Below are 26,859 nucleotides of genomic sequence, written 5' to 3' on the forward strand. Positions count from 1 at the left end.
CCGTCACGCCGCCGCGCCGACGTACGGCCTGACGGCGCGCACGATGGCGTCCACGTCGTACTCGTCCTCGGTCTTGTCGAAGACGACCTCGCCGTCCGCACGGACGACGAACACGCCGTCGTCGCCCGTGACCAGCGCGACCTCGTCGAGCTCCTCGCCGAACTGTGTGAGCAGGGCTTCCGAGACGTCCTGAGCGCGGTTCAACATGCCGCACGGTACGCAGTACTCTATCTCGACTCGTGTCATACGAACCCACGTTCGCGCCGAACGCTTTTAAATTCGCGCCGCCCGGCCCGCCCGTCAGACCACGAGCGCGTCGAAGACGACGGCGAACAGCAGCAGGCCGAGGTAGGCGTTCGAGGCGTGGAACGCGCGGAACGCCGCCGACTCCGTCTGCTCGTAGTGCAGCCGGACGACCGCCCACAGGAACACCGCGCCGAGAGCGACGCCGACCGCGGCGTAGAGCGCGCCGAGCGGCTCGGCGACGGCGGCGAGCGCGACCGCGGCGACGAGCGTCGCGCCGAGGTACCAGACGATGTGCCGGCGCGTCGCCGTCTCGCCGCGGACGACGGGCATCATCGGGAAGCCGCCGCGCTCGTAGTCGTCCTTGTACGCCAGCGCGAGGTTGTAGAAGTGCGCGGGCGTCCACAGGAAGATGACCAGCGCGAGCAGCAGCCCGCCGCCGCCGACCTCGCCGGTCACCGCCGCCCAGCCGATGAGCGCGGGCAGCGCCCCCGCCGCCCCGCCGATGACGGTGTTCTGGACCGTGTTCGGCTTCAGCACGAGGGTGTAGACGACGCTGTAGAACAGGATCGCGACCAGTCCGAGGCCCGCGGTCAGCGGGTTCACCGTCCAGAAGAGGCCGAGGGAGACGGCCGCCAGCAGGACCCCGAACGCGAGCGCGTTTCGCACCGGGACGAGGTCGGTCGCCAGCGGGCGGTCGTTGGTCCGCTGCATCCGCCTGTCGATGTCGCGCTCGAACACGTGGTTGAACGTCCCCGAGGCGCCGATCGAGAGCGCGCCGCCGGCGAGCGTCGCGGCCACGACGTACGGCGTGAACCCCGGTCCGCCGGCCAGCGCCATCGCCGCGGCGGCCACCAGGCAGAGCAGCCACATCAGGCGGGGCTTCATCAGCCGGAAGTAGGCGGCCGCGGTCGCCCGCAGCCGCGGGACCGTCGCCGTCGGGATCTCGGGTTCGGGCGCCTCCTCGACCGGCGGGAGGTCGTCGGTCCCCGGCTGGAAGTCGACGGGAGCGTCGTCGGCGACGCCGGTCTCGGCCTCCAGCCGCCACGCGAGCGCGGCGAGGACGGCGCCGAAGATCGTCACGCCCAGCAGGAGGTGGACGGGGCCGAGCGAGGCGGGGAGCTCGCCGAGGGCGACGAGCGCCCCGACGCCGGCCTGCGCCGGAAACAGCAGGAGCGCGGCCGCGAGGGCGCCGCGGACGCGGCGGCTCGCCCTGTCGCGCCACGCGAGCGCGACCGACAGGACCACGAGGGCGCCGACGACGGCGGCGACGGCGCGGTGGCCGAGCGCGATCCAGCCGGCGGTCTCGGCGGGGAGCGCGGCCCCGCCGCCGCAGAGCGGCCAGCCGGAACAGGCCGCCGCCGCCTCCGTGAGCGAGGTCGTGGCGCCGACGACGAGCAGGAGGTACACCCCCATCGCCGTCGCCGCGAGGACCGCGGGGAATCGGTCGGGTATCGTCACTTGCGCGAGGTTGGGTGCGGACCCATATATGTCCCGCGCTTCGGCGGATCCCCCGGGATCGGGAGGCCTCACCGGCCGCCGTCGTCCGGTTATCCGCGCCCGCCCTCGCCGCCCTCACCCGGCCCCCCGCGCCGCCGGAGGACGCGCTCGACGATGTCGCCGCTGGAGAGCAGCTCCTCGTCGTACCGCGGCTCCCGCCCCGACGCCCGCTCGACGCGGCAGTCGATGTCGCGGGCGGCGAGCGCCTCGGCGATCCCCGCCTCGTCGTGGTGCTGGTCGTAGCCCAGCACGATCACGTCCGGGTCGAGCCGCTCGATGGGGACGAACACGTCCTCCGGGTCTCCGAGGTGCGCCTCGTCGACCGCGTCGAGGGCGGCCACCATGTCGCGCCGCTGGCGCGCGCAGAGGATCGGCTCGGGCTTGTGGGTGACGTTGGCGCGGCGCGCGACGATGGCGTGGAGCTCGTCGCCGCGCGCCGCCGCGTCTTCGAGGTAGTGCACGTGGCCGGGGTGGAGCAGGTCGAACGTCCCCTGCGCGACGACCCGCGTCATCTGAACCACGAGAGGAAGCCGCCGCCGTCGCGGCTCTCCTCGACGATCTCCGCGTCGATGTCCTCCTGAGTGAAGTCGAAGAAGTGCTCGTCGGGCACCTCGACGTCGAGCACGTCGAGGGTCGTCCGGTTCCCCTCGTTGTCGAACGCCCGCCAGTCGCCCCAGCCGTACGGCGCCCCGACGATGATGTGCACCTTCCCCTGCCCGAACGTCGCCAGGTCGGCCGCGCTCGGTCGGAGCGCCCCGTTCGGGTGCGAGTGGACGGACCCCACGGCCCGCATGTCGTTCGGCTTCATGTGCGTCCGCACGCTCGCGCTCGTCGGGCTCGACTCGGTGCCCGGGATGACGAGCACGTCGGTGATCACCTGTCCGTCTCGGTCGATATCGAGCTTCCGGGCGTCGTCCGCGCGGAGGAACCCCATGTACTCGTTGGGGTGGGTCTCCTCGCTCGCTTCGAGGACGAACTCCATCGTCTCTCGGGCGATCCCGAGGAGCTCGTCCGAGCGGAACAGTCGCATACGCCAGCGAAGGCGCCGTCGCCCCATAGGGGTTCCGGACCGCGCGACCGCGGGCTCGCGCCCGGCGGGTCGACCCGCACCGGATCGCCCGGCGAGACGGGCGGAGACGCGAGAGAACAGCCTTAACACCGGCCGTTCCCGATACCGTCACATGAGCGAGAACTCCGCCGGGGATTCCGGCACGCGGGGCGATTCGAGCCCCGAACCCGACGCCGCCGCGGCGAAGGGGGCGGCCGACGACCGGCCGACCGTCTACGATCTGGCGCCCGACTGCACCCTCGAAGACGCCGAGACCGACGCGCTGTACCACGCCGAGGTCAACGGCGTCGTCGACTACGGCGTCTTCGTCGACGTCTCCGACGCCCTCTCGGGGCTCGTCCACGAGTCGAACCTCGACGGCGACTACGCGGTCGGCGACCGACTGGTCGTCCGGCTGACCGAGGTGAAAGAGAACGGCGACGTCGCGTTCGACGACGAGCCCCTCGACGACTACCGCACCGAGGCGGTCGCCCACGAGCCGACGATCTCTCGCGTCCGCGGGCTCTCCCCGGGCGACGAGGTCACCGTCGAGGGCGAGGTCGTCCAGGCGAAACAGACCGGCGGTCCGACGATCTTCGCCGTCGCCGACGCCTCCGGCGTCGTCTCCTGCGCCGCCTTCGAGGAGGCCGGCGTCCGCGCGTACCCGGAGATCTCCGTCGGCGACATGGTCCACGTCAGCGGGGCCGTCGAGACCCGCGAGAACGCCCTCCAGCTGGAGGTCGACTCGCTGCGCCGGCTCCCCGACGAGCGCGCCGCCGAGGCCCGCGAGCGGTTCGAGGCCGCCTTGGACGAGCGCGCCGCGCCGGCCGACGTCGACCCGCTCGTCGAGTGGGAGGCGTTCGAACCGATCCACGACGACCTCCGCGAGCTCGCCCGGCTGCTCCGCCGGACCGTCCTCGCCGGCCGCCCGATCCGCGTCCGCCACCACGCCGACGGCGACGGGATGTGCGCCGCGATCCCGGTCCAGCTCGCCTTGGAGAACTTCGTTCAGGAGGTCCACGAGGACCCCGACGCGGCGCGCCACCTGTTCAAGCGGCTCCCGAGCAAGGCGCCGTACTACGAGATGGAGGACGTCACCCGGGACCTGAACTTCGCGCTGGAGGGGCGCGCCCGCCACGGCCAGAAGCTCCCCTTCCTCCTGATGCTCGACAACGGGTCGACCGAGGAGGACGTCCCCGCCTACGAGAACCTCGCGCACTACGACATCCCCATCGCGGCCGTCGACCACCACCACCCCGATCCCGAGGCGGTCGAGCCGCTGCTCGACGCCCACGTGAACCCGTACCTCCACGGCGAGGACTACCGGGTCACGACGGGGATGATGTGCGTCGAGCTCGCCCGGCTGATCGACCCCTCCATCACGGAGGAGCTGGAGCACGTCCCCGCGGTCGCCGGGCTCTCCGACCGCTCGAAGGCGGAGGCGATGGACGACTACGTCGCGCTCGCCGCCGAGGCCGGCTACGACGAGTCCGACCTGCTCGACATCGGCGAGGCGCTCGACTACGCCGCCCACTGGCTGCGCTACTCCGAGGGGAAGACGCTCGTCAACGACGCCCTGAACGTGGGCTGCGAGGACGAAGGGCGCCACGAGGAGCTGGTCGAGTTCCTCTCCGAGCGCGCCGAGCGCGACGTCGACCGACAGCTCGACGCGCTCGACGACCACGTCGACCACGAGCGGCTCGCCTCCGGCGCCCACCTCTACCGGATCGACCTCGACGAGTACGCCCACCGGTTCACCTACCCGGCGCCGGGGAAGACGACCGGCGAGCTCCACGACACCCGCGTCAGGGAGACGGGCGACCCCGTCATCACGATCGGCTACGGGCCGGACTTCTGCGTGCTCCGGTCCGACGGGGTCCGGCTCGACATCCCGAACATGGTGACCGAGCTGAACGAGGAGCTCCCGGAGGCGGGCGTCTCCGGCGGCGGCCACCTCGTCGTCGGCTCGATCAAGTTCGTGAAGGGCCGCCGGAGCGCGGTCATCGAGGCGCTCGTCGAGAAGATGGCCGAGGCGGAGATCGATGAGGCGCTCTCGTCGACGGCCGCGCTCGACGACTGAGACGGCCCCGCCCGGTCGCCCGCTCCCCGCGCGCCCGTCACGCGAACGTCACCTCCCGGTACGCGACGAGGCCGGCGCCGGCGACGACGACCCCGAGCCCGCCCGCGAACCCGACCGGCAGGTGGACTCCGCCGCCGCGCCAGTCGGCCGCGTACGCGCGGGCGTAGAAGTCGGCGACCGTCTCGTCCTCGACCGCGAGCAACACCTCTCGGTTCTCCGTCGCCGCGCCCGCGTTCCAGTTGAGGCTCCCGACGACCGCGGCGTCGTCGATCACGACGCCCTTCGCGTGGACCTTCCCGTACCGGCCGCGCGGCTCCGCGACGGCGACCGCGATCGGTTCGCCCGCGAGCGCCTCGGCGAGCGCGCGGTTCTCCTCCCGGTCGTACCACGCGTTCGACAGCAGCAGGTGGACGTCGACGCCGCGGTCGGCGGCCCGCCGGAGCGCCCGGACGAGCCGGTTGTCCGGGCCGCCGGTCCGCGGGACCAGCGCCAACACGCGGTCGTCGGCGGCGTCGATCCGCGCGACCAGCCGGTCGGCGGCGTTTCCGGGCGTCGTCAGGAGCTCGACGTCCGCGGCCCTCGGATCGGGCGCCTCGAACCGGGTCGGGTAACTCCCGTTCGCGGCGCCTCCGTCGTGGAACTCGGCGTCGGCGCGGAACGCCTTCCACGGCCGCGCGTCCGGCGCCGCGGCGTCGGCGCGGAACAGGGCGGCGAGGTCGTCCGCGGCCGTCGCGCCGGCGGTCGCGGACCGCGGCGTCCCGGTGACGACGCCCCACCCGCGGTTGGTCCGGCCGCCGGTGCCCGACGCCTTCCAGTTCTCCGTGAGGACCACGGCGCGGTCGTCCGCGACGGCGTACTTCGCGTGGTGGAAGCGGAACCGCTCGGCGTCGCCGTCGAGGACGCGGACCTCGACGCCGGCGGCGGCGACCCGGTCGAGGAGGCGCGCGCTCCGCGCCGAGAACCCCCCGACCGGCGACCCCTCGACGAGGACGCGCACCTCGACGCCGCGGTCGGCGGCGGCGACGAGCAGGTCGACGACGCGCTCCGACCCCAGCATGTAGCCGGCGAGCAGCAGGCGGTCCTCGGCCTCGCGGAGCGGCTCGACGGGCCGCCCCGGACTGTCCGGTAACACGAACGGGGTCACGGTCGCGTCCGCGGTCCGGACCGCGGGCCGCGGGTCGTACCCCCGCGGTCGCCACTCGCCCCAGTCGGCGCGCCAGCGCTGGCCCTCGGGCGCGCTCTCGTAGGCGACGACGTCGACCGCCGTCCCGTTCCGGCGGAGCTCGATCCGGTCGCCGGACGCCGAGAGGGGGAAGTAATCGCCGAGCGCGCGGAGCGCCGTCGGCCCGCGGTCGGCGCTCGCAGGCTCGTCGTCGAGCAGCGGCGTCGCGTTCGCGGGGTCCATCGAGAGCGCGACGACGCCGCTCGCGTTCGCCGGGATCGCGGCGTCGTAGTACCCGTCCGAGAGCGACCAGTTCCCGCGCTCGGGGAGCCGGACGACGAGGTACTCGCCCCGGTTCTCCGCCGCCGTCGGGTTCGGGAACAGCTCGACGATCCGCGGCCCGTCGCCCCCGGCCGTTCGGTTCTCCGACCCGCCGTCGGACTGCGCGACGGGGCCGTCGGAGTCGGGTCCGGCGACCGCGGGGTCGGTCCCGGCGTCGCCCCCGACCGCGACCGGCGCGGCGGCCGTCAGGACCAGCAGTCCGATCGCGACCGCGGCGACGCTCGCGGCGGCCGAGGGGCTCGCGGCCCGGTCGTTCGCGGAGCGCGACGGTGCGAGCGACACGGGGACGGTGGCCCCGCCATCGCATAAGAACGGTCGGACGGCCGCGGTCAGCGGACCTCGGGGTCAGGCGGTCGCCGACGCCGCGTCGAGCGCGCGCCGGGCCTTCTCGCCCTCGGTCGAGACGAGGAAGGAGCGCTCGTCGGCGTGCTCGGCGACGGCTTCGAGCGCCTCGCGGGTGCCGATCTGGCGGAGCGCCCAGCCGGCCGCGGCGCGCACGTCGTCCGAGCCCTCGCCGGCGAGCACGTCCGCGAGCGGGTCGACCGCGCGGGCGTCGCCGATGAGCCCGAGCGCGCGCGCCGCGTGCGGACGGACGAGTTCCTCCGTGTCGTCGTCGACGAGCGCGTCCGCGAGCGGTTGGACCGCCTCGCTCGCGCCGATCTCGCCGAGCGACTTGAACGTCGCCTTCTGGAGCTGCGGGTTCGACTCCTCGGGGACGTACTCCACGAGGGTCTCCGTCGCCTCCTCGGCGGCCATCTTCCCGAGGATGCGGATCGCGAACTGGTCGCGCTTCTCCGCGCGGCCGAGCAGCTCCTCCACGGAGGCCTCGGTCTTCCCGCGCTTGCCCATGCGCTCGAACGCTTCGAGGCAGTGGCGCTCCATGAAGTCGGAGGTGAGCGAGTCGAGCGCGAGCAGGATCATGTCGACGTTGCCGCGCGTCTCGTGCTCCTTCAGCGCGGCCCACTCCACCGGGAAGTCCTTGTAGTGACCGAGCACGTCGTAGTACCCCTGCGCGCGGAGCTGCTCGTGGGTCTCCAGGTCGTCCCACTCCTCGGCGTCGTCGAGCGCGGCCTCCAGCTCGTCCGTCGCCTCGATGAGCGCGGCGATGGCCGCCGCGTCGTCGTCGGGGTCGAGGGCGGCGTCCGCGACGCCCGCCGCGACGGCGTCGAGGGCGGCGACGAGCGCGGCGACCCGGTCGTCGTCGCTCGTTTCGTCGGTCTCGTCCTCCTCGGGGGCGTCGGAAGCGTCGGCCGCCGCGTCGTCGCCGCTCTCGTCGCCCGCACTGTCGTCGCTCCCGTCGCCTGCGTCCGGGTCCGTCTCGATCGCGTCCGCGTCCACCTCGTCGTCGACCGCGTCGGCGGCCGCCTCGACGAAGGCGCTCACCGCGTCGGCCGCGTCGTCGCGGCCGGCGGCGGTCCACTCGGTCCCTTCGAGCGTCGCCTCGGCACCCTCGATCGCGTCGACGACGTCCTCGGCGTACGGGCCGCGCGCCGCCTCGACGCCCTCGCGCAGCTCGGCGACCCGGGCTTCGAGGTCGCCGCGCGGGTCGTCGGCGTCCTCGTCGTCTTCGTCGGGCTCGGGGAGGTCGGCCTCCGCGATCCCCGCCTCGGCGTCGTCGAGGAGGGCGTCGACGTCGTCGAGGTCCGCCTCGGTCTCGGCGTCGTCGAGGAGCGCCGCGATCTCGTCGAGGTACTCGTTCAGGGACTCCTCGGTCGCTTCGTCGGGACGCGCCGGCGCGGCGGCCGCGTCCGTCGACTCGCCGGCGTCCGCCTCCGCGTCGTCCGCGGCGTCGGCCTCCTCGGAGGCGTCGGCCGGGTCGTCGTCGCCGTTGCTCATACACCACGAACTGCGCGCGTAGTCCATTAAGACGTTTCCCTTCGCGGGCGGACCGGCGCGCCGTCGGACGGGGAGCGGTCCCGGCGTGGGCGACCTCGTCTCACCGGACGCCTCCGCGAGCGGGACCGACGGCGATCTCGGACCGGACCGCGTGCGCCGATCCCCTCGACGTGGCGGGCGACATGGGTACTATGAAAAAATAATTTTCTATATACCAAACTCTGCTTACCATCGTGGAAACAGTTAAGTGCCCCACGCGCGTACGCAGAGGTAGACATGAGTACCCAGAAAGAGGCACGTCAACGCTACGGAGACGTTCACGAGAGCGAAGCGCTCCGCGTTCCCGAGGAGAAGGCCGAGCAGCTCGTCGACGCGCTCAACACCGACCTCGCGGCGACGTACGTCCTCTACCACCAGATCAAGAAGCACCACTGGCTCGTCGAGGGCGCCGAGTTCCGCGACATCCACGTCTACCTCGGCGAGGTCGCGGCGGACCTCGAAGAGGGCGCGGACGTGCTCGCCGAGCGCGCGCAGGCGCTCGGCGGCGTGCCGCTGTCGGGCGGCGCGAACTACGAGGAGCACGCCCCGGTGAGCCCGGAGGACGCCGACTCCTACGACATCCGGACGTCGCTGGAGAACGACCTGGAGCTGTTCGGCGACATCACGGAGATGCTCCGGGAGCACATCCAGCTCGCCAACAACCTCGGCGACTACAACACCGAGGAGCTGCTCCGTGACACCCTCAAGGACGTCGAGGAGCACGGCCACCACATCGAGCACTACCTGGAGGACGACACCCTCGTCACTCAGGGCACGCTCGAATAGACGCGTCGCGGCCGCCGCTTCCGACGGACGCACGGGCGCGCGAGCGCCGCTCGCTCGAATTCTCCCGTTCTTTTCAGCCCGTCAGCGACGGCGCCGCTCGGCCGATCGAGGCGATAAGCCGAATCGACGGGTCGAACCGATCACCCGAGCCGCTCGTCGAGGATGAGCCGCGTCTTCGTCGACTTCACCTCGTCCATCTCCCGGGCCTGCGAGATCAGCTCGTTGACGGCGCGCGTGTCGACCGCGTCGACGACGAGCACGACGTCGTCCTCGCCCGAGACCTGCCAGACGAAGTCCACCTCCTCCCACTCGACCATGCGCTCGCCGACGGCGGCGGTGTCGACGTTCATCTCCACCGAGATCTCGATCATCGCCTTCACGTTGCCCGTGCGGGTCGTGACGGTGAACCGCTCGATGATCCCCTCCTCGGTCATGCGGTCGACGCGGTTGCGCACCGTCCCCTCCGAGGTGCCGACGCGGTCCGCGATCTCCGTGTAGGGGGTCCGCGCGTCCCGTCGCAGGATCGAGAGGATCCGACGGTCGAGGTCGTCCATACCCGACCTACTCCCCCCGGCGACTTACTCGTTACGAATATCGTAACGAATCTACGAACGACGCATTTATTACCCTTTACGCGTACGTTTCTCGTAATGTCGGACGCCTATATCGCGCTGGCCGACGGACGCGTGCTCGAAGCGCGCGCCCGCGCGCCGGGGCGCACCCGTGGCGAACTGGTGTTCACGACCGCGTACACCGGCTACGAGGAGTCGCTCACCGACCCCTCCTACGCCGAACAGATCCTCACCTTCTCGTACCCCCTGATCGGGAACTACGGCGTCCGAACCGAGCGGTTCGAGTCCGAGTCGGTCCAGCCGCGCGCGGCGATCGCCCGCGAGCTGACCGACGACGTCGCCGAGTGGCTCGCCGGCGAGGGCGTCCCGGCCGTCGACCACGTCGACACCCGCGAGATCGTCACGACCGTCCGCGAGGAGGGCGCGATGGCCTGCGGGATCGCCGCCGGCCCGGACGCGACCCCCGACGACGCGGTCGCGGAGATGGAGGCGTGCGAGCCGATGAGCGCGCACACCGACATCGGCGCGCAGGTGTCGGTGTCGGAGCCGACCGTCCACGAGGGCGGCGGCGCCGCCGACGTCGCGATGCTCGACTGCGGCGCGAAGGGCTCGATCATCTCCTCGCTCACCGAGCGCGGGGCCGACGTCCACGTGCTCCCGTACGACGCGACCCCCGAGGACGTGGCCGCCGTCGAGCCCGACGTGCTCTTCGTCTCGAACGGCCCGGGCGACCCGGAGAACTTCGCCGCCGCCAAGGCGGTCGTCGACGAGTTCGCCGGCGAGCTGCCGATGGCCGGCATCTGCCTCGGCCAGCAGGTGATCACGAGCGCGCTCGGCGGCTCGACCGAGAAGATGATGTTCGGCCACCGCGGCGTCAACCAGCCAGTCAAGGACCTCCGCACTGACAAGGTCGTGATGACGACGCAGAACCACGGCTACACCGTCGACGACACCGGTCCGCTGGAGGTGACGCAGGTGAACGTCAACGACGACACCGTCGAGGGGCTCGACAGCGAGGAGCTCGACGTCATCACCCGCCAGTACCACCCCGAGGCGAACCCCGGTCCGCACGACTCGCTCGGCTTCTTCGACGAGGTGCTGGAGCTGGCGGAGGCGACGCCGCACGTCGCCGCGGACTGACCGTCGCCGCGGACTGACCGCCGACGTCGACCGACCGCCGCCGGCGCCCGTCGCTCCGCGCTCGACGATCCCCGCTCCGCCGCTCTCCTCCCGCTGACCGCCCCGGAGTACCACCCGCCCGACGCCTGCCGGTTCCCGCGTCGGATCCCTCGTCCGTCTCATCGCCCGCGACCGGCGACGTTTTCCCCCGGCCCGCCGCAGTGTCGCCCATGACCCTCGAGATCCTCCTCACCAACGACGACGGGATCGACGCCGTCGGGATCCGGGCGCTCTCGGACGCGCTCTCGCGCGAGCACGACGTGACGGTCGTCGCGCCGAAGCGGAACCAGTCCGGGGTCGGCGGCGCCCGGTCGTGGTGGGAGACCACCGTGGAGTACGCGGAGACGGACGCCGGCTACGCGGTCGAGGGCACGCCCGCCGACTGCGTCGCCGTCGCCGAGGTCGCGCTCGGGCTCGACCCGGACGTCGTCGTCTCCGGCTGCAATCACGGGCCGAACATCGGCGCGCACATCCTCGGGCAGTCCGGGACGGTCGGCGCCGCGATGGAGGCCGCCTTCCTCGGCACGCCCGCGGTCGCCGTCTCGCTGTACGACCGCGGGAACCTGCCCGTACCGCCGACGCTCGACGCCGAGGACTTCGCGCTCGCCGCCGAGGCGGTCCTCGACCTGCTCGACCGCGCGGAGGGGGACGACGCGAGTGACGGCGACAGCGGCGACTCGGTCGCGCTCCCGTTCGGCGCCGACGTGTTGAACGTCAACGCGCCGGCCGCGGACGACGAGGCCGCGAGCGACCCGACCTATCGGATCACGGAGCCCGCGCGCGGCTTCGACGTGATCGAGTTCCGCCCGGGCGAGGAGGGGCCGGAGGCGGAGGACGTCCCCGAGGGGTGGGAGTTCGGCGAGCGGCGCGGCGAGATGGGGATGGAGCTCCGCGATCGGTTCTGGCGGGAGTTCCTCCGCGGCGACGTCGCCGACGACCCGGGTTCGGACCGGCTCGCGGCGGTCGAGGGCGAGGTGAGCGTCTCGCCGCTGTCGTCGTCCCGGTCCGTCGCCGGCGACCGCGCGGGCGAGGTCGTCGCCGTCGGCGCTGGGACCCCCCTGCGGACGGACGGGGAGTGAGTCCGAGACGGGCCCGGGGCTTGCCGGGTCCTACCGGCGTCGTCCCGGTCGCCGCGACCCGCCGGTGAACTCGCCCGCGAGCCGGCCGAGGTACCACACGAACAGCAGCCCCAACAGGAGTCCGCCGCCGAGGGCGGCGAGCAGCTCCAGCGGCGTCGGGTTCCACTGGAGCGCGATGAGGGGCGGCGAGACGGCCACCAGGAGGAGGAAGCCGAGCTTGATCTTGCGGTTCCCCGCGTCGCGCTCCGCGTCCGACATGGGTCCTACCACGCCGACCCCTCCGCCGGCCGGAGGGCGCCCCGAGTCGCTCCCGTGTTCATGCGTCACCAACGGCGCGACGCGACATCAACCCGGCGAACCGCGACCGCACGGGTCGCGGCTCCGGCATGATAAGCCTCTCGACCGTTCACGGTCGTAATCCCACCCGAACGCGTCCGTCGAGCCGTGAACGGTCTCGGTCGTTTAAGTTCGTCCGCGCGCTGTGTTCGACTACCCCTACCCGCGGCCCCTCCCCCGCGGCCCCGCCGCGGTCGTCCCTCCGTCCCCGTTCGCGCCCCGGGCGGCGGCCTCCCGCGGGCCGTCGTTCCGCGGCGCTTTTGAGCCGACCCCGACAACCGACGGGCATGGACGACGAACTCCGCGAGCGCGTCGAGGCGGCCGGCGAGGCCGCCGCGCTGTTCAACGCGCTCAAACACGGCAGCGACCCGGACGTGGGCGCCATCATGGGGCCCCTGATGGGGGAGCACCCCGAGTTCCGACCGCACGGCGACGAGATTCCCGGGATCGTCGCGCCGGTCGTGAACCGGGTCGCCGACATGGACGAGGCCGAGCGCCGCGAGCGGCTCGGCGAGCTCGCGCCCGACCGGCTCGCGGAGCTGGAGGCCGACGACGAGGACGACGACCGCGTCCTCCCCGACCTCCCGAACGCCGAGGACGGCGCGGTCGTGATGCGCGCCGCGCCGAACCCGAACGGCCCCTGGCACGTCGGCCACGCCCGGATGCCCGCCGTCATCGGGACGTACAAGGAGCGGTACGACGGCGAGTTCATCTGCCGGTTCGACGACACCGACCCGGAGACGAAGCGGCCCGACCTCGACGCGTACGACGCCATCTTGGAGGACATCGCGTACCTCGGCTTCGAGGCCGACCGCGTGCTGAAGGCGTCGGACCGGCTGGAGACCTACTACGACCACGCCCGCGAGCTGATCGACCTGGGGGGCGCGTACACCTGCTCGTGTCCCGGCGAGGCGTTCTCCGAGCTGAAGAACGCCGGGGAGGCGTGTCCGCACCGCGAGAAGGACGCCGAGACGGTCCGCGAGGAGTTCGACGCCATGGTCGACGGCGACTACTCGGCCGGCGAGATGGTCCTCCGGGTCCGAACCGATATCGAACATAAGAACCCCGCGCTGCGCGACTGGGTCGCCTTCCGGCTGATCGACACGCCGCACCCGCGCGAGGAAGCCAGCGACTACCGCTGCTGGCCCATGCTGGACTTCCAGTCGGGCGTCGACGACCACCTCACGGGCGTCACGCACATCATCCGCGGCATCGACCTGCAGGACTCCGCGAAGCGCCAGCGGTTCGTCTACGACTACTTCGGCTGGGAGTACCCCGAGGTGCTCCACTGGGGCCACGTCCAGGTCGACGAGTACGACGTGACGCTCTCCACCTCGACGATCAAGGAGCTCATCGAAAACGGCGAGCTGACGGGGTGGGACGACCCGCGCGCGCCGACGATCCGGTCGATGCGCCGCCGCGGCATTCGGGGGCGGGCCCTCGTCGACTCGATGACGGAGCTGGGGATGTCCACCTCCGACGTCGACCTCGCGATGTCGTCCGTCTACGCGAACAACCGCGACCTGGTCGACGACGAGGCGAACCGGTACTTCTTCGTCCGCGACCGAGCGGACGCGCCCGCCGTGGAGCTGCCGGTCGTCGACGGCGACGCCCCCGCGCCCGCGGCCGGCCGCCCGCCGCTCCACCCCGACCACCCCGACCGCGGCGACCGCGAGGTTCCCGCCGGGCGGGTCGCGGTCGAGTCGCCGGACCTCCCGCCCGAGGGCGAGCGCGTCTGGCTCAAGGGGTACGGCTGCGTCCGGTACGCGGGCGACGAGCTGGTCTTCGCCGACGCCGACATCGAGGTGGTCCGCGACGGCGACGTGGACGTGATCCACTGGGCGCCGGTCGACGAGGGGCTCGACACGCTCATGCGGACGGTCGACGGCGACGTGCGAGGGGTCGCCGAGCCCGCGGTCGCCGACGTCGACCCCGACGCAGTCGTCCAGTTCGAGCGCGTCGGCTTCGCTCGGATCGACGCGTTCGAGCCCGCGGCGACAGACGAGGAGGACGGCCCCGACGGCTCCGAGGACCTGCTGGCGTACTACGCGCACCCGTAGGCCGCGGCATCGCGTCCGGACCGAGGCGGGTGCGGGCCGACGCGAGCGCGGGCCGACCGAACGCCTTCGTCGCGGAGTTTAAACCCGCGACCGGCGAAGCGGGGGCAACGATGGCCATCGATCCGAACTTCGAACAGAGCCGGGAGCAGGTCGGCGAGGAGGACGGCGTCGCCGTCTGGGGGCCCGTCGAGCCGCCGGAGAAGCAGGGGATCCGCGGCACGCACGTCGCCGTCGACTTCGACATCTGCCTCGCCGACGGCGCCTGTCTGGAGGACTGCCCGGTCGACGTGTTCGAGTGGGTCGACACGCCCGGCCACCCCGAGTCGGAGCGCAAGGCGAACCCGGCCGACGAGGACCAGTGTATCGACTGCATGCTGTGCGTGGACGTCTGTCCCGTCGACGCGATCGACGTCGATCCCGGCCGCGAGAACCGGATCTGATCGGTCGGGTTCGGTGCAGTGGGGGCGCTCGTCGTCGCCGTCGTCGTTCGTTTATAAAGGTCGATGTCGGATCTCCGACGAACACCGACAAAGCCCCAGCCGCTCGGTTGTACGTCGTTGCTATCGCCGGTGCGGTTAAGACCTCCAAAGCCCCAGCCGGGAGGCGGGCGCACGCTCGCTGCGCTCCTCAGTCGTTCACTTCGTTCGCTCCTTCCGGTGCTTGCATCGCCTGCGCCCGCCTCCCGGCTGCCCCTTTGAGTCCCATCCGTACGGCACCGCAACCGCACCTCGTACCTCCCCAGCCTCGCCGCTCGCTGCGCTCGCGGCGTCCCTCGCGCGTGCGGTTCGCGGCCTGTCGGCCGCTCACCGGCACGCGCCACCGCGACTCATCTATATACGCTAGCTGCACTCCCGTCAGTCGCTGATAAACCGCTCCCACTCTCGGAGCGCGAACTCGGTCCCGTACCGCTCGACGAGGGGCTCGTACGCGTCGCCGAGCGCGCGCATGCAGGCGGCCGTCGAGACGTAGCCGAGCCCGTCGGCGACCGACTCCCACGGGCGGCCCTGCAACACCTTCCTGACGAGGAGACGCTCCTCCCGCTGGTCGAGGTCGCTCCCCCCGACCAGCGCCGCCATCGCGAGGTCCCGGAACGCGCCCGGCGCGCTGTCGTACATCCCCGGACCGAACGACGCGCCGACGACGGAGCGCCACTCGGTCTCGGTCAGGTCGAGGGGAACCGAGGCCGAGCAGGCGCGGAGCGCCCCGACGACCACGTCGGGATCGACGTCGCGGTGGGCGTCCGAGAGCCCGTCGCGCTCGCGGTCCCGGAAGGCGGCGGCGTGGCGGGCGAGGAGGTCGCGGCCGGCCTCGGTCTCCGGGCGGAGCATGATCGCCGAGTGCTCGCCGGAGGCGTCGTTGCGCGAGGTCGAGAGGTGGACGGTCCGGTAGCCCGCCCGGTCCCAGAACCGGAGGAGGCGCGGCGTCGCGCCGTAGCCGACCGAGAAGTAGTCGACCGCCGCGCCGAACTCGGCGTGGACCTCGTCGAGCAGCCGGGACCCGAACCCCTCGTCCCTGACGGCGTGGTGGGTCGCGATCCGCACGGTCCGGAGCCCGCGCGGCCCCGCGGCGTCCTCGTCGCGGAGCTGGCTCGTGAGCACGTCCGGCACCATGTTGCCGCGGACGCGCTCGCCCTCGTACATCGCCCGGCGCGTCTCGGCGTCGAGCCCGCCCTCGCGCGCGAGCAGCGCGACCGCGACGACCCGCCCCTCGGCGACCAGCGCCCGCGCCGAGAGGTTCGGCGCGTCGAGCAGTCGCGCGAGGTCGTTCGGCTCGGTGCGGTAGTGGGCGGCGACCAGCAGCCCGAACGCCTCGCCGAGCAGGGCCTCGTCCGCGAGCAGGTCGTCCGGCGCGAGCGCGCGGTACGTCGCCTCGTCGACCGTCGTCCCCGCGACCGCCTCGTCGACCGCCGGCCGCGCGTCGAGCAGGAGCGCCCGCGACGCCCACGCCTCGACCGGGTCGTTCCGCGCGTACCGGATCGGCTCGTCGAGGCGGACGTCCCGCACCGCGAGCGGCCCGTCGAGCAGGCGCTCGCGGAACCGGATCGCGAAGCCGCGGCCCGCGCCCTCGTAGCCGTGGACGGTCGTGCAGAACGCGACCGAGAGCGACCCGTCGAGGAACGCCTCCAGCAGCCGCACCGGGAGCGCGGCCGCTTCGTCGACGACCGCGACGTCCGGGTCGCCGGGCAGCTCCGCGGCCTCGGCGGGCGAGCGGTATCGCACGCGACCGCCGCCCGGCGCGTCGATGCGGCGGGCTCCGCCCCCCGCGGCGGTCTCGCCGCCGTCGACGCCTCTCGACTCGATCAGCTCGCCCGCCCGCGCGAACACCTCCGCGGCGTTTCGGAAGGCGGGCGCCGTGACGAGCACGTCGGCGCCGGCGAGCGCGAGCGCGCCGGCCGCGAGCCCGGCCGCGCTCGACTTCCCCCGCCCGCGGTCCGCCTCGACGACGACCGCGTTGCCGGGCGTCGCGAGCGATTCGAACGCCCGCACCGCTCGGGCCTGGTCGGTCGTGAGACACGTCTCGTACGTCGCGGCGGGAAACGTCGCGTCCGGCGGGGCGGTCGGTCTCCCGACCGCGTCGCTCCCCGTCGCGGTTTCTCCCGTCAGCCCGTCGCGCTCGACGGCGTCGCCCTCGGGCCCGTCCGCACCGAGGGAGACGATCGCGATCCCCGGGTGCGCCCGCAGGGTGTCGACGAACCGCTCGCGGAACCGGCCGGTCACGTCGCCGACCTCGTACGGCGAGACCGCCAGCGAGTCGTCGAAGCGGTCGCGGACCGACGGCCAGTCGTCGAGCGCCGGCGTCAGGAGGACGAGGAGGCCGCCGCCGTCGACCGCGCCGACGCACCGCCCGAGCGCGTTCGGGACGAACCGCTCGTGGCAGTCCAGGACCACGACCTCGCGGGTGCGCCCGAGCAGCTCGTCCGCGTTCCGGGGGCGATGCTCCTCGAACCGGAACCCCTCGCGGGTCGAGACGACGGCGGTCGACCCGCCCCTGCCCCCGTCCTCGACTGCCTCGATCGCGTCGTAGGCCGCGTCGATCCCGCGGTCGCGGTCGCCGGCGAGGACGAGGACGCGCCGCTCGTTCGCCGCCTCGGCCTCCCGTTTCGCCTCCCGCGCGAGCGCCGCGATCATTCGTTCGGTCGTCGTTGCCGGGGCCCGGGGATGTGTCTTGCCCTCCGGTCCGTTCGCGCTCGGCTCCCCGGACCGCGGTGCTCTGGGCCCGCGGTGCTCCGGAACCGCGGAGATCACCCGCGAGGCGGGAGGCTTACGGCGTCGCGGGGCGTCGTGTCGCCCATGACCACGGTCACGCTCATCGGCACGCGGCTCGCGGACACGGGGCGCGAGTTCGTCTACGAGGGGGAGTCGCCCGACTGCGAGGGCTGCCCCTACCGGGGCCAGTGTCTCAACCTCTCCGAGGGGACCCGCTACCGCGTGACGGGGATCCGCGAGAACGCGCAGGTCCTCGACTGCGCCGTCCACGACGCCGGCGTCCGGGCGGTCGAGGTCGAGCCCGCGCCCGTCCCCGCGAACGTCCCGTCGAAGCAGGCGTACGCCGGCAGCCGCGTCTCGCTCGCCGGCCCGTGCCCCCACACCGAATGCCCGAGCCACGGGTACTGCGTCCCCGACGGCGCCGACTTCGACGACGAGCGCGTCATCGACCAGGTGCTCGGCGAGCCGCCCCACGACACCTGCGCGCTCGACCGGGACCTGACGCTGGTGGAGTTCCGGGCGGAAGACGAGTAACCGCGACCCCGCGGCCGCCGCCGCGCCGTTCCCTTACAGCGCGGTGACCGCGTTCAGCGTGATCCGGATCGCGCGTTCGACGTTGTCCTTCGCCTTCGCCGGGAGTTCGTCGTCGGAGTCCGCACCCTTCTGCGTGCCCGCGACGAGGTTGCCGTCGACGGTGCAGATCGCCCCGGCCCGGAGCCCCTTACGGCGTGCCAGCGCGAAGACGGTCGCGGCCTCCATCTCGATCGCGAGCAGGTTCGCGTCGTTCCAGTCGTCGACGTACGCGTCGCTCTCGTTGTAGAACGCGTCGTCGGAGACGATCGGGCCGACGTGGACGTCCTCGCCGTTCTCCTCCGCGGCGTCGACGAGTTCGCGCAGCGCGTCGTAGGCCGGGACCGCGGGGTAGTTCGCGGACTCGTAGCGCTTGCTCGTCCCCTCCTCCTTGGCCGCGCCCGTCGCGACCACCATGTCGCCGACCTCCATCTCGGCCTGTAACGCGCCGCAGGTGCCGCACCGGAGGAACGTCTCGACGCCGACCCGCGAGAGCTCCTCGACCGCGATCGCGGCCGACGGACAGCCGATCCCGGTCGAGCAGATCGTGAGGTCGGTCCCCTCGTAGCTCGCGTTGACGACCTTGTACTCGCGGTTCCGCGCGACGAGCTCGCTGTCGTCACAGATGTCCGCGATCCGGTCGACGCGCCCCGGGTCGCCCGGGATGACCGCGATCTCGTGGACGTCGCCCTCCTCGACCAGCAGGTGCGGCTGTTTCGCCATGCGAGCGGGTCCACGCGCCGCGCGCAAAAACGGACCGGTCGGAGGGCGGGGTCGGCAGTGCGAGACAAATTTTATATCGCGCTATACAATTTACTGACCGGGTAGGATCCTCGTAGTCCGGGTCTCAACCGATCCGCAACGCTCGGGCGATCGCCGGGCTTACCGTCCGAAAGCGCCGGCTCGGGCGTGACCGACCCGGACGGCGCCGTCGATCTCGCGCCGGGTCTCGGCGCCCTCGTCGTCACGTTCCTCCTCGTCACGCCGCTCGCTGCTATGTCCCTCAGCTTCGGACGCATGCCGCCTCTTCTGTGGGTTCGTGGGCTCCGCGGTCGTCGCGTCGACGCGGTTGACCGCGTGGCGGAAAACAGACGAGAACGACTGAGTCGGGGCGATGAACCGCGCCCGACCGCGTCGCCGTCGGTTATCGCGACTGAGACGGTGGACGGAGGATTTTATACCCGCGCGGCGCCGATGGCTCACAATGCGCTTCAGTCGCGACCGTCGAGGCCAGTCGGTCGTGATCGGGACCGTGATCCTCTTTGGGTTCTTGATCCTCGCGCTCTCGCTGTATCAGGTCCAGATCGTGCCGCAGCAGAACGCACAGGTCGAGTTCCAGCACTTCGAGGAGGTCCGGAACGACCTCGTCGAGCTCAGGGCGGGGATCTTGCAGGCGGGGAGCACCGACCGGCCGCAGTATCAGACGGTTCGACTGGGGACCAGTTACTCGACTCGCCTGTTTGCGATTAATCCGCCAGCGCCGGCTGGGACGATACGGACCGTTGAGGCACCACCTATCACCATCTCGAACGGCACGCCAGAGGGGACCGTGACGATTCCGACGCGATTCCTCCAGTACCAGCCGGGCTACAACGAAATCGATCAGTCGCCGACGTGGTACGACGCTTCCGTGCTCTACGTTGACGCTAGCGAGGAAGGAGGCGGAATCGCGGTGATCGAGGGTCAAGAGCTCGTTGATAATGAAGAAAAAGTAACTATCGTGGCGCTTCAAAGAGAATTTCGCCGGAGCGGGACTGGCCGGGTCACAGTAGAACTTCAGCCGGCTGTAAGTCCCACAGATGAAATTCCCGATGGGCCGCTTACTATTACTATTCCTACACGGCTGAGCGAGAGCGACTGGGAAAACAAGACGAACATCACAAGCAAAGATGCCTACGTTAGCGTTACGGACGACAACAACGACGACATCTACGACTTGGAACTCAGTACGACTGCTGAGAACCTAACGGTTGATACAGTTGGCGTACAGGAAGCACCTGAGGATCCGACACAGAACGGCGGCGGGACTGGTGGCGATGGTGGAACCGATGGTGGCGATGGTGGAACCGATGGTGGCGATGGTGGAGCCGATGGTGGTGATGGTGGTGGGACAACTACACTGTACCCGTCAAGTGGTACTGCAGATGCCGGTACTCTGTCTGACTTCGAGAATATGCAAGCTGATGATGGAAACGAAGCATTGTTGCAAGGGGTAACTAGCGGTTCAGATAAACAATCATTTGATGTGACGACTACAACTGAGAATGTTCCTGCTGGTGATTATACTCTTGAGATTCAGGTAGGTAGCGGGTCGTCTTTCCAAGGCAGTGGAGTTGATGTGACGGTGAGCGATACGAATGGTGAGATTGGTACCGGAACGATTAGTGGAACTGGCTTGTTTACAATTAATCTCGATCCGTCTGTTGAAGGTGACATCACAGTAACTTATCAAGCAAGAAACCAGAATGCTGAACTGGAGGTGCAGTTCCAGCGTTTGGTATAGTTGTGTAGATAGTAGCTTATGATCGTAAATCTTGAACTGGTATCTTCATGTGTCAGAAATATTCTAATTAACAATTTGTTATTTAATTGGACCTGACAAACGAGAATCACTGCTTCAAAATCTAGCAACAAGAGTTGAATTAAGTTATATAATCAGTAACATAAGTACTGAATAGGCTATTAATATTAGAACCGGCGTACTTGTTCCTTTGAGAGGCATTATTCCACAATCGACGTAAACCACCATCGACACACCCATATGCCGGCCGCATGAACGACCGTGCATGACCGAAGTCGGCATCGACGCCGTCGAGATCTGGACCGGGAAGCTCAAGCTCGACTTGCCGGGCACGTTCGCCCCGGAGAAGGGCGACGATCCGAAGAAGTACACGAAGGGGCTCGGGCTCAACAACTCATCGTTCCCGGACGTGTACGAGGACATCGTCACGATGGGCGCGAACGCCGCGAAGGGGCTGATGGACCGCAAGGGGCTCGAACCCTCCGATATCGGTCGGATCGACGTCGCCACCGAGTCGGCGTTCGACCACTCGAAGCCGGTGTCGACGTACATCGCGGGCTGTCTGGAGCAGGTGTACGACGGCGACTTCACCCACGCCAACAAGGGCGAGCGCAAGTTCGCCTGCCTGGCGGGGACGCAGGCGATCGACGACGCGTACAACTGGATCCGGGCCGGGCGGCACCGCGACCGCGCCGCGCTCGTGATCACGACCGACACCGCGCTGTACGCCCGCGGCGACCCCGGCGAGGCGACGCAGGGCGCCGGCGCCGTCGCGATGCTGATCGACGAGGACCCGTCGCTCGTCGCGCTCTCGACGGAGCAGGGATACGGCTCGAAGGACGAGACTGACTTCCTGAAACCGAACCAGCAGTTCCCGAGCGTCGACGGGAAGCGCTCCGTGCAGGTGTACCTCGCCCGGATGCGGGAGGCGCTGGAGGACTACGAGTCGGTCACCGACGACATCTCGCTCGACGACTTCGCGTACGCCCCGTTCCACACGCCGTTCCCGGGGATGGTCCGGAAGGCGGCCCTGCTCGCGTACCGCCACGTCATCCGCGACACGGGGTACGAGGCCGAGCTCGCCGACGAGATCGGCCGGCAGCCCCGCGAGGACGACTTCGCCGACCGCGAGGCGTACGAGGCGGCCATCAGCGACTACATGGACGAGCTGAAGACCACCGAGCAGTATCAGACGTGGTACGACACCGCCGTCGAGCCGACGCTGGGGCTCTCTCGGGAGGTCGGCAACTGGTACACGAGCTCGGTCCACATCGCCCGCGTCAGCGCCCTGCGCGACGCCCTGACGCGCGACCGGTCGTTCGTCGGCGAGACGCTGCTCGTCGCCTCGTACGGCTCCGGCGCACAGGCGGAGATCCACGCGGAGACGATCCGCGAGGGGTGGCGCGCGGAGGTCGAGGGGCTCGACATCGACGACCAGCTCGCGGCCCGCTACGACCTCGCGTGGGAGGAGTACGAGGACGTCCACGACGTCCACGAGTACGACATGGACGTGGAACGCGAGATCGAGGAGTTCACGCAGCCGGAGTCGGAGTTCGTCTTCACCGGCTGGGGCCGGATGAACGAGCGCAAGTACGAGTACGTCGAGTAGCGCGTCTCGGTCGCGACCGCCCCGCGCTCGCGTCGCCCGAGGCCGCGGTAGAGGGCCGCAACACCGTGAAAACGGCTACCACGGGGCTCTCTCGATACGATGGTTTTAAACGACGCTAGGGTGAATCGGTACTCAATGGTAACCATCTACGACGTGCCGGCGGACGCCCTCATCGAGGAGGTCGCCGCGCGACTCGAAGACCGGATCGACGAGCCCAACTGGGTGGAGTTCGCCAAGAGCGGCTCCGGCAAGGAGCTCCCGCCGGAACAGGAGGACTTCTGGTACGTGCGCTCCGCGAGCCTGCTCCGGAAGGTCGCCCAGAACGAGCCCGTCGGCATCGAGCGGCTCGCCACCGAGTACGGCTCGAAGAAGCGGGGTTCGAACCGCTACGCCGTCCGTCCCGGCCGCCACTCGGGCGGCTCCCGCAAGCTCATCCGCGCGTCGCTGCAGGCCCTCGAAGCGGAGGGGCTCGTCACGACCGCCGCCGGCGAGGGCCGCCGCGTCTCCGACGAGGGCGAGGCGTTCCTCTCGGAGGTCGCCACCGAGGTCTTCGAGGACCTCGACCGTCCGGAACTCGAACGCTACGCGTAGATCGCCGATTCGCTTTCCGGCTCTGCTTCTCCCGTCGAGCGGCGGCTCTCGCGGCGTGTTCGCCGCCGGATCTCCGATTTCTCGACCGTCGCTTCCGCCCGTCGATACCCGGTGGTTCGCCCCGCGTTCGAAGGCTTACATCAAATGACGCTATACGAAATATGAGGATTCCCGCCCGCACCCTCCACGTTCGCGTAGCTGGTTCGCCGACGCGGTCTATACGGTCGAAAAAGGAACCGGGAGTCCGCCGCCTCGTCGCCGCGCTATCCGGTGTTCTTCATCCCCGCGGCGATGCCGTTGACGGTGAGCCGGAGGGTGCGCTCCTCCTCTTCGGTGCGGTGGGTGCGGCCGAGGAGGTTCGCCTGTAGCAGGTTCAGCGGGTCGACGTAGGGATTCCGCCGGTCGAGGCTCTCTTCGAGCCACTCGCGCCGGAGGAGCTGGTCGCGGCCGCTGATTTCGAGGACGAGCTCGCGGCCGCGCTCGTACTCCCCGATCAGCTCGGGGAAGAAGCGCTCGCGGAGCTCGTCGTCGGCGAGGTCGGCGTACTCGGCGGCGATCTCCGGCTCCGTGCGGGCGAGCGCGAGCCCGGCGTTGTCGAGGGTGGTCCGGAAGAACGGCCACTCCTCGTACATCTCGCGGAGCGTTTCGAGCCCCTCCTCCTCGCCGGCCTCGTCGAGGTAGGCGTCGATGCCGGAGGCGAGCGAGTACCAGCCGGGGAGGATGAGCCGCGTCTGGGTCCACGAGAACACCCACGGGATGGCGCGGAGGTCCTCGACGGTGCGCTCGCCGGAGCGGGAGGCGGGCCGCGAGCCGAGGTTGAGGTCCTCGACGACGGAGATGGGCGTCGCCTGCCCGAAGTAGGAGACGAAGCCGTCGGTGTTCAGCAGGTCGCGGTACGTCTCGCGGGCGGCGGGCGCCATCGTCGTCATCGCGTCGACCCACGCGTCGGGCACGTCCTCGGTGGGCTCCGCGTTGGCCTCGTGGCGGGCGCGGATCTGCGCGTCGAGCATCTGTTCGAGCTCGCGCTCGGCGATCCGCGGGTTGGCGTACTTCTCGGCGATCGCCTCGCCCTGCTCGGTGAACTTCACCTGGCCGGTGACGGTCTCGTTCGGCAGCGCGAGCAGCGCCTCGTTCATCGGGCCGCCGCCGCGCGAGATGGAGCCGCCGCGGCCGTGGAACAGCCGGAGCGTGACGTCCTCCTCGCGGCAGAACCGCGCGATCCGCCGCTGGTTCTCGTAGAGGTCCCAGTTGGCGGCGAGGAACCCGTTCTCCTTGTTGGAGTCGGAGTAGCCGAGCATCACCTCCTGCAGGTCGCCCCGGCTCTCCAGCGCGGCCGCGTACGCCTCGTTGTCGAACAGCGCCCCGAGGATGCGCTCGGCGCCGTTGAGCGCCGACTCGGTCTCCAGCAAGGGGACGACGTCGAGCCCGCAGTGGTCCGGCAGCGAGACGGCGCCGACCTGGTCGGCCAGGAAGAGCACTTCGAGCACGTGGCTCGGCTCCTCCGTCATCGAGATGCAGTAGGTGTCGATCGCCTGCTGGCCGTACTCCTCCTGCCAGCCGGCGAGCTCGCTGAACCGCTCCAGCACGCGCTCGGTCGTCTCGGAGACGTCGCCGGGCTCGTCGGCGTCGACGACGGGGTCGTCCTGGAGGATGGCTCCGGTGAGGAACTCCTGACGCGCGTCCTCGTCCATCCCGCGGTAGTCGACGCCCTCGCTCGCGACCGCCTCGGCGACGGCCTCGGTGTGGTTCTCGCGGTGGTCGCGGAGGTCGAGCGAGGCGAGCGTGAACCCGAACGTGTCCACCTGTCGGCGGAGCGGCTCGACGAACGACTCGCGGACCGCGTCCTGGCCGTCGGCGCGGAGCGACTCGGCGATCACGTCGAGGTCGGCGAGGAACGCGTCGCCGTCGGGGTACTCGCCGGGGCGGACATCGTCCACGCGGTCGAGCCGCTCGCGCATCAGGCGGAGCTTCTGGCGGTACGGCTCGTCGGGGTAGCGCTCCCGCGCCTCCTCGACGACCGTCGGGAACCGCTCGGCGTCGGCCGCGAGCGACTCGGTGAGCCGGTCGTCGATCGCGTACCGCTCGCCGTCCTGGCTCAACACGGCCGAGAGGCGCTTACACCGGTCGCGGTACTTCTCGATGGCGACGGCCCGCTGGCGCTCCAGCGTCTCGTCGGTGACCTCGGGCGTGACGAACGGGTTGCCGTCGCGGTCCGACCCCGCCCACGACCGGAACTCGAACAGCTTCGGGCAGTCGACGTCGTCGTACTCCCCCGAGATGGTCTCCTCGAACTCCTCGTAGGCGTCGCCGACGACGTCGAAGAGGGTGTTCTCCAGGTACCAGCCGACGTTTCGCGCCTCGTCTTCCGGCTCCGGGCGGCGCTGGCGGACCTGCCGGGTACCCCAGAGGCTCGTCACCTCGGCGGTGACGTCGCGCCAGGTCGCGTTGCGCTCGCGCTCGGTGAGGTTGCGCTCGTCGAGCTCCTCCAAGTGGTTGGCGATCGAGCGGAGCTTCGCCTTCACCGTCGCGCGGCGCGCCTCGGTCGGGTGGGCCGTGAACGTCGGCTCGATGAGGACGTCCTCCAACAGCTCGCGCAGCTCGTCCGCCTCGACGCCCTGCTCGGCGAACTCCGCGATCGTCGCCTCGAAGGAGTCGTGGAGGGCGCCCTCGTCGTCGGCGTTCCGGATGGCGCGGACGCGCTCGCGCTCCTCGGCGAGGTTGATCAGCTCGAAGTAGGTGGTGAACGCGCGGGCGACGATCTCCTCGCGGTTCGACGAGAGCCCGTCGACCGACTCGTGGAGCCGGGCGCGGCTCTGCGCGTCGCCGCGACGGTACCGGATCGCCTCGTTCCGAAGGTCTTCCACCGTCTCGTACGCTTCCGTGGAGGCCTGCGCGGCGAGGACGTCACCCACGAGCGCACCGAGCTCCCTGACGTCCGTCCGCACGTCTCGATTGTGCAACTCCATACCACAGGTACACCGGTCGCCGCGGGTTAAAAGCGATGTCCCGACGAATGTTTGCCTCGCTTCCGAGTGAACATCCCGATCGATCATGTTCCGCGTCGAGACCGACTGTCCGTGCGGGTCGTTCCCGGTCGTCCGTGCGGGTCGCTCCCGGCCGTCCGTGCGGGTCGCTCCCGCGTCGGGTCCGACCGATCGACCGCCGCGGTGGCCGGTTCGTCACCCTTTTTACCGATCCATCCCGAACTGCGCGTATGAGTAAGTCCGACAAGTATCCGGCCGAGTCCGGTCGACGACGCTTCGTCAAGGGCGTCGTCGGGGGCGCGGCCCTCGCGGGCGTCGGGGCGATGGGGTCGGCGACCGTGAACACGCTGACGACCGCCGGGGGGGTCGGCGGCGGCGCGACGGTCGCGACGACGATCGCGAAGACCGGCGGCCCGGCGCCGCGCGGGCTCCCGCAGATCCCGCTTCGGGTGACCGACGACGGGTTCATCGAGGGCATCTGGCCCGAGACCCAGACGGTCACGCAGGAGGGACAGGAGATCCAGGTCGCTCAAGAGGAGCTCGGCGGGAAGACCTACTCCGGCGAGTGGTTCCAGTACTGCGGCGTCGAGTCCCAGGAGAACATCGCGCCCGACTTCGAGTCGGACAACCTGTTCCGCGCCGCCCCCGGGAAGTACGACTGGCAGGACGAGACGTACGACGCGGGCGAGCGCATCCACGTCGACGACTTCGAGAACTACGACACGTGGGGCAACGGGATCGGCGACGACGGCGTCGGCAAGCCGGCGTCGGTCACGTGGCGGTCCGAGGACGCCGAGACCAACCTGAACGCGATCGTCATCCGCTCGCCGCGGATCGAGGAGGCCGTCGCGAACTCCGACGACGAGTGGCTCCAAGCGTCCACCGACATGGGGTTCATCGCGTACCTCAACGTCTGTACGCACTTCTGCTGTATCCCCGACTACAAGGTGTTAGAGGAGTCCGCCCGGTACGACGCCGCCAACGGCACCTACTGCGTCTGCCACCAGTCGGTGTACGACCCGTTCACGCTCGAAGAGGCGCTGTTCATCGCCCGTCCGCGTCCGGAGGAGTAACGCCGGTCCCCCGCGGCTTCGACGCGGTTCGCCCCTTTCCGCC

At 70.6% G+C, this 26,859-nt stretch carries 22 protein-coding genes; 11 read left to right on the plus strand and 11 right to left on the minus strand.

The window, feature by feature from the left end:
* Window positions 1-3: 3 nt before the first annotated feature.
* The 4 genes from NO900_RS01630 to NO900_RS01645 form a co-directional block, all read right to left on the minus strand.
* Window positions 4-246 (minus strand): Rdx family protein, encoded by a 243-nt coding sequence (locus NO900_RS01630; RefSeq protein WP_256407467.1) that lies wholly within the window; start codon window positions 244-246, stop codon window positions 4-6.
* Window positions 247-300: 54 nt separating this feature from the next.
* Complete coding sequence (locus NO900_RS01635; RefSeq protein ID WP_256407468.1) at window positions 301-1,704, minus strand: heme o synthase; 1,404 nt, start codon at window positions 1,702-1,704, stop codon at window positions 301-303.
* 89 nt (window positions 1,705-1,793) lie between these two features.
* On the minus strand, window positions 1,794-2,255 hold the full coding sequence (locus NO900_RS01640; RefSeq protein WP_256407469.1) for an FAD synthase family protein: 462 nt from the start codon (window positions 2,253-2,255) through the stop codon (window positions 1,794-1,796).
* Complete coding sequence (locus tag NO900_RS01645; RefSeq protein ID WP_256407470.1) at window positions 2,252-2,773, minus strand: Mov34/MPN/PAD-1 family protein; 522 nt, start codon at window positions 2,771-2,773, stop codon at window positions 2,252-2,254. The genes NO900_RS01640 and NO900_RS01645 overlap by 4 nt, the downstream gene beginning before the upstream one ends.
* 151 nt (window positions 2,774-2,924) lie before the next feature.
* Here NO900_RS01645 and han point away from each other — a divergent pair, with 151 nt between their 5' ends.
* Entirely contained in the window at window positions 2,925-4,871 is a 1,947-nt protein-coding gene (gene han / locus NO900_RS01650) for a Hef-associated nuclease (RefSeq protein WP_256407471.1), read from the plus strand.
* Window positions 4,872-4,908: 37 nt separating this feature from the next.
* Here the strand turns inward: han and NO900_RS01655 are convergent, their stop codons facing one another.
* Both NO900_RS01655 and NO900_RS17440 read right to left on the minus strand, forming a co-directional pair.
* Window positions 4,909-6,657, minus strand: a complete 1,749-nt coding sequence (locus NO900_RS01655) for a phospholipase D-like domain-containing protein (RefSeq protein ID WP_256407472.1) — start codon at window positions 6,655-6,657, stop codon at window positions 4,909-4,911.
* 63 nt (window positions 6,658-6,720) lie between these two features.
* Window positions 6,721-8,211 carry a HEAT repeat domain-containing protein gene (locus NO900_RS17440; RefSeq protein WP_303654641.1) on the minus strand — a complete coding sequence of 497 codons (1,491 nt, stop codon included), beginning with the start codon at window positions 8,209-8,211 and terminating at the stop codon, window positions 6,721-6,723.
* 276 nt (window positions 8,212-8,487) lie between these two features.
* Between NO900_RS17440 and dpsA the strand changes: the two genes are divergently transcribed.
* Window positions 8,488-9,036, plus strand: coding sequence for a DNA starvation/stationary phase protection protein DpsA (gene dpsA, locus NO900_RS01665; protein WP_256407473.1), 549 nt, complete (start codon window positions 8,488-8,490; stop codon window positions 9,034-9,036).
* 140 nt (window positions 9,037-9,176) lie between these two features.
* Here dpsA and NO900_RS01670 read toward each other — a convergent pair whose 3' ends face one another.
* Window positions 9,177-9,590 carry an Lrp/AsnC family transcriptional regulator gene (locus tag NO900_RS01670; protein WP_256407474.1) on the minus strand — a complete coding sequence of 138 codons (414 nt, stop codon included), beginning with the start codon at window positions 9,588-9,590 and terminating at the stop codon, window positions 9,177-9,179.
* A 96-nt stretch (window positions 9,591-9,686) separates the two neighbouring features.
* Here NO900_RS01670 and carA point away from each other — a divergent pair, with 96 nt between their 5' ends.
* Together carA and surE are read left to right on the plus strand one after the other, a co-directional pair.
* Complete coding sequence (gene carA, locus NO900_RS01675) at window positions 9,687-10,748, plus strand: glutamine-hydrolyzing carbamoyl-phosphate synthase small subunit (protein WP_256407475.1); 1,062 nt, start codon at window positions 9,687-9,689, stop codon at window positions 10,746-10,748.
* A 209-nt stretch (window positions 10,749-10,957) separates the two neighbouring features.
* Window positions 10,958-11,866 carry a 5'/3'-nucleotidase SurE gene (gene surE, locus NO900_RS01680; RefSeq protein ID WP_256407476.1) on the plus strand — a complete coding sequence of 303 codons (909 nt, stop codon included), beginning with the start codon at window positions 10,958-10,960 and terminating at the stop codon, window positions 11,864-11,866.
* Between the two features lie 30 nt (window positions 11,867-11,896).
* Here surE and NO900_RS01685 read toward each other — a convergent pair whose 3' ends face one another.
* Window positions 11,897-12,124 (minus strand): hypothetical protein, encoded by a 228-nt coding sequence (locus NO900_RS01685; RefSeq protein ID WP_256407811.1) that lies wholly within the window; start codon window positions 12,122-12,124, stop codon window positions 11,897-11,899.
* 365 nt (window positions 12,125-12,489) lie between these two features.
* Between NO900_RS01685 and NO900_RS01690 the strand changes: the two genes are divergently transcribed.
* Together NO900_RS01690 and NO900_RS01695 are read left to right on the plus strand one after the other, a co-directional pair.
* Complete coding sequence (locus tag NO900_RS01690; protein WP_256407477.1) at window positions 12,490-14,262, plus strand: glutamate--tRNA ligase; 1,773 nt, start codon at window positions 12,490-12,492, stop codon at window positions 14,260-14,262.
* 110 nt (window positions 14,263-14,372) lie between these two features.
* On the plus strand, window positions 14,373-14,702 hold the full coding sequence (locus NO900_RS01695) for a 4Fe-4S dicluster domain-containing protein (protein ID WP_092567127.1): 330 nt from the start codon (window positions 14,373-14,375) through the stop codon (window positions 14,700-14,702).
* 414 nt (window positions 14,703-15,116) lie between these two features.
* On the opposite strand, the gene tmcA is transcribed toward NO900_RS01695, so the two are convergent.
* The gene (gene tmcA / locus NO900_RS01700; RefSeq protein ID WP_256407478.1) at window positions 15,117-17,390 is read right to left on the minus strand and encodes a tRNA(Met) cytidine acetyltransferase TmcA; all 2,274 of its coding nucleotides are present in this window, start codon (window positions 17,388-17,390) and stop codon (window positions 15,117-15,119) included.
* Between the two features lie 162 nt (window positions 17,391-17,552).
* On the opposite strand from tmcA, the gene NO900_RS01705 reads away from it, so the two are divergent.
* Entirely contained in the window at window positions 17,553-18,002 is a 450-nt protein-coding gene (locus NO900_RS01705) for a UPF0179 family protein (RefSeq protein WP_256407479.1), read from the plus strand.
* 33 nt (window positions 18,003-18,035) lie between these two features.
* Here NO900_RS01705 and NO900_RS01710 read toward each other — a convergent pair whose 3' ends face one another.
* A complete protein-coding gene (locus tag NO900_RS01710; RefSeq protein ID WP_256407480.1) occupies window positions 18,036-18,761 on the minus strand; it encodes a guanosine phosphorylase in 726 nt (241 codons plus the stop codon).
* Between the two features lie 481 nt (window positions 18,762-19,242).
* Here NO900_RS01710 and NO900_RS01715 point away from each other — a divergent pair, with 481 nt between their 5' ends.
* The 3 genes from NO900_RS01715 to NO900_RS01725 all read left to right on the plus strand — a co-directional run bounded on the left by NO900_RS01715 (window position 19,243) and on the right by NO900_RS01725 (window position 22,759).
* Window positions 19,243-20,541, plus strand: coding sequence for a hypothetical protein (locus tag NO900_RS01715; RefSeq protein ID WP_256407481.1), 1,299 nt, complete (start codon window positions 19,243-19,245; stop codon window positions 20,539-20,541).
* 283 nt (window positions 20,542-20,824) lie between these two features.
* On the plus strand, window positions 20,825-22,168 hold the full coding sequence (hmgB, locus tag NO900_RS01720) for a hydroxymethylglutaryl-CoA synthase (protein ID WP_256407482.1): 1,344 nt from the start codon (window positions 20,825-20,827) through the stop codon (window positions 22,166-22,168).
* A 135-nt stretch (window positions 22,169-22,303) separates the two neighbouring features.
* Entirely contained in the window at window positions 22,304-22,759 is a 456-nt protein-coding gene (locus NO900_RS01725) for a 30S ribosomal protein S19e (protein ID WP_256407483.1), read from the plus strand.
* A 263-nt stretch (window positions 22,760-23,022) separates the two neighbouring features.
* Here the strand turns inward: NO900_RS01725 and ppc are convergent, their stop codons facing one another.
* Window positions 23,023-25,725, minus strand: coding sequence for a phosphoenolpyruvate carboxylase (gene ppc / locus NO900_RS01730; RefSeq protein WP_256407484.1), 2,703 nt, complete (start codon window positions 25,723-25,725; stop codon window positions 23,023-23,025).
* A 248-nt stretch (window positions 25,726-25,973) separates the two neighbouring features.
* Between ppc and NO900_RS01735 the strand changes: the two genes are divergently transcribed.
* Window positions 25,974-26,816, plus strand: a complete 843-nt coding sequence (locus NO900_RS01735) for a Rieske (2Fe-2S) protein (RefSeq protein ID WP_256407485.1) — start codon at window positions 25,974-25,976, stop codon at window positions 26,814-26,816.
* Window positions 26,817-26,859: the final 43 nt, after the last annotated feature.

It is taken from the genome of Halorubrum rutilum, assembly GCF_024494565.1.

Coding starts and splice junctions, on each gene's coding strand:
- NO900_RS01725 (WP_256407483.1), top strand. CDS start 22,304: ATGGTAACCATCTACGACGTGCCGGCGGACGCCCTCATCGAGGAGGTC.
- NO900_RS01710 (WP_256407480.1), bottom strand. CDS start 18,761: ATGGCGAAACAGCCGCACCTGCTGGTCGAGGAGGGCGACGTCCACGAG.
- NO900_RS01705 (WP_256407479.1), top strand. CDS start 17,553: ATGACCACGGTCACGCTCATCGGCACGCGGCTCGCGGACACGGGGCGC.
- dpsA (WP_256407473.1), top strand. CDS start 8,488: ATGAGTACCCAGAAAGAGGCACGTCAACGCTACGGAGACGTTCACGAG.
- NO900_RS01735 (WP_256407485.1), top strand. CDS start 25,974: ATGAGTAAGTCCGACAAGTATCCGGCCGAGTCCGGTCGACGACGCTTC.
- NO900_RS17440 (WP_303654641.1), bottom strand. CDS start 8,211: ATGAGCAACGGCGACGACGACCCGGCCGACGCCTCCGAGGAGGCCGAC.
- NO900_RS01695 (WP_092567127.1), top strand. CDS start 14,373: ATGGCCATCGATCCGAACTTCGAACAGAGCCGGGAGCAGGTCGGCGAG.
- NO900_RS01690 (WP_256407477.1), top strand. CDS start 12,490: ATGGACGACGAACTCCGCGAGCGCGTCGAGGCGGCCGGCGAGGCCGCC.
- han (WP_256407471.1), top strand. CDS start 2,925: ATGAGCGAGAACTCCGCCGGGGATTCCGGCACGCGGGGCGATTCGAGC.
- NO900_RS01630 (WP_256407467.1), bottom strand. CDS start 246: ATGACACGAGTCGAGATAGAGTACTGCGTACCGTGCGGCATGTTGAAC.
- tmcA (WP_256407478.1), bottom strand. CDS start 17,390: ATGATCGCGGCGCTCGCGCGGGAGGCGAAACGGGAGGCCGAGGCGGCG.
- NO900_RS01685 (WP_256407811.1), bottom strand. CDS start 12,124: ATGTCGGACGCGGAGCGCGACGCGGGGAACCGCAAGATCAAGCTCGGC.
- NO900_RS01640 (WP_256407469.1), bottom strand. CDS start 2,255: ATGACGCGGGTCGTCGCGCAGGGGACGTTCGACCTGCTCCACCCCGGC.
- NO900_RS01645 (WP_256407470.1), bottom strand. CDS start 2,773: ATGCGACTGTTCCGCTCGGACGAGCTCCTCGGGATCGCCCGAGAGACG.
- NO900_RS01670 (WP_256407474.1), bottom strand. CDS start 9,590: ATGGACGACCTCGACCGTCGGATCCTCTCGATCCTGCGACGGGACGCG.
- carA (WP_256407475.1), top strand. CDS start 9,687: ATGTCGGACGCCTATATCGCGCTGGCCGACGGACGCGTGCTCGAAGCG.
- surE (WP_256407476.1), top strand. CDS start 10,958: ATGACCCTCGAGATCCTCCTCACCAACGACGACGGGATCGACGCCGTC.
- NO900_RS01715 (WP_256407481.1), top strand. CDS start 19,243: ATGCGCTTCAGTCGCGACCGTCGAGGCCAGTCGGTCGTGATCGGGACC.
- ppc (WP_256407484.1), bottom strand. CDS start 25,725: ATGGAGTTGCACAATCGAGACGTGCGGACGGACGTCAGGGAGCTCGGT.
- hmgB (WP_256407482.1), top strand. CDS start 20,825: ATGACCGAAGTCGGCATCGACGCCGTCGAGATCTGGACCGGGAAGCTC.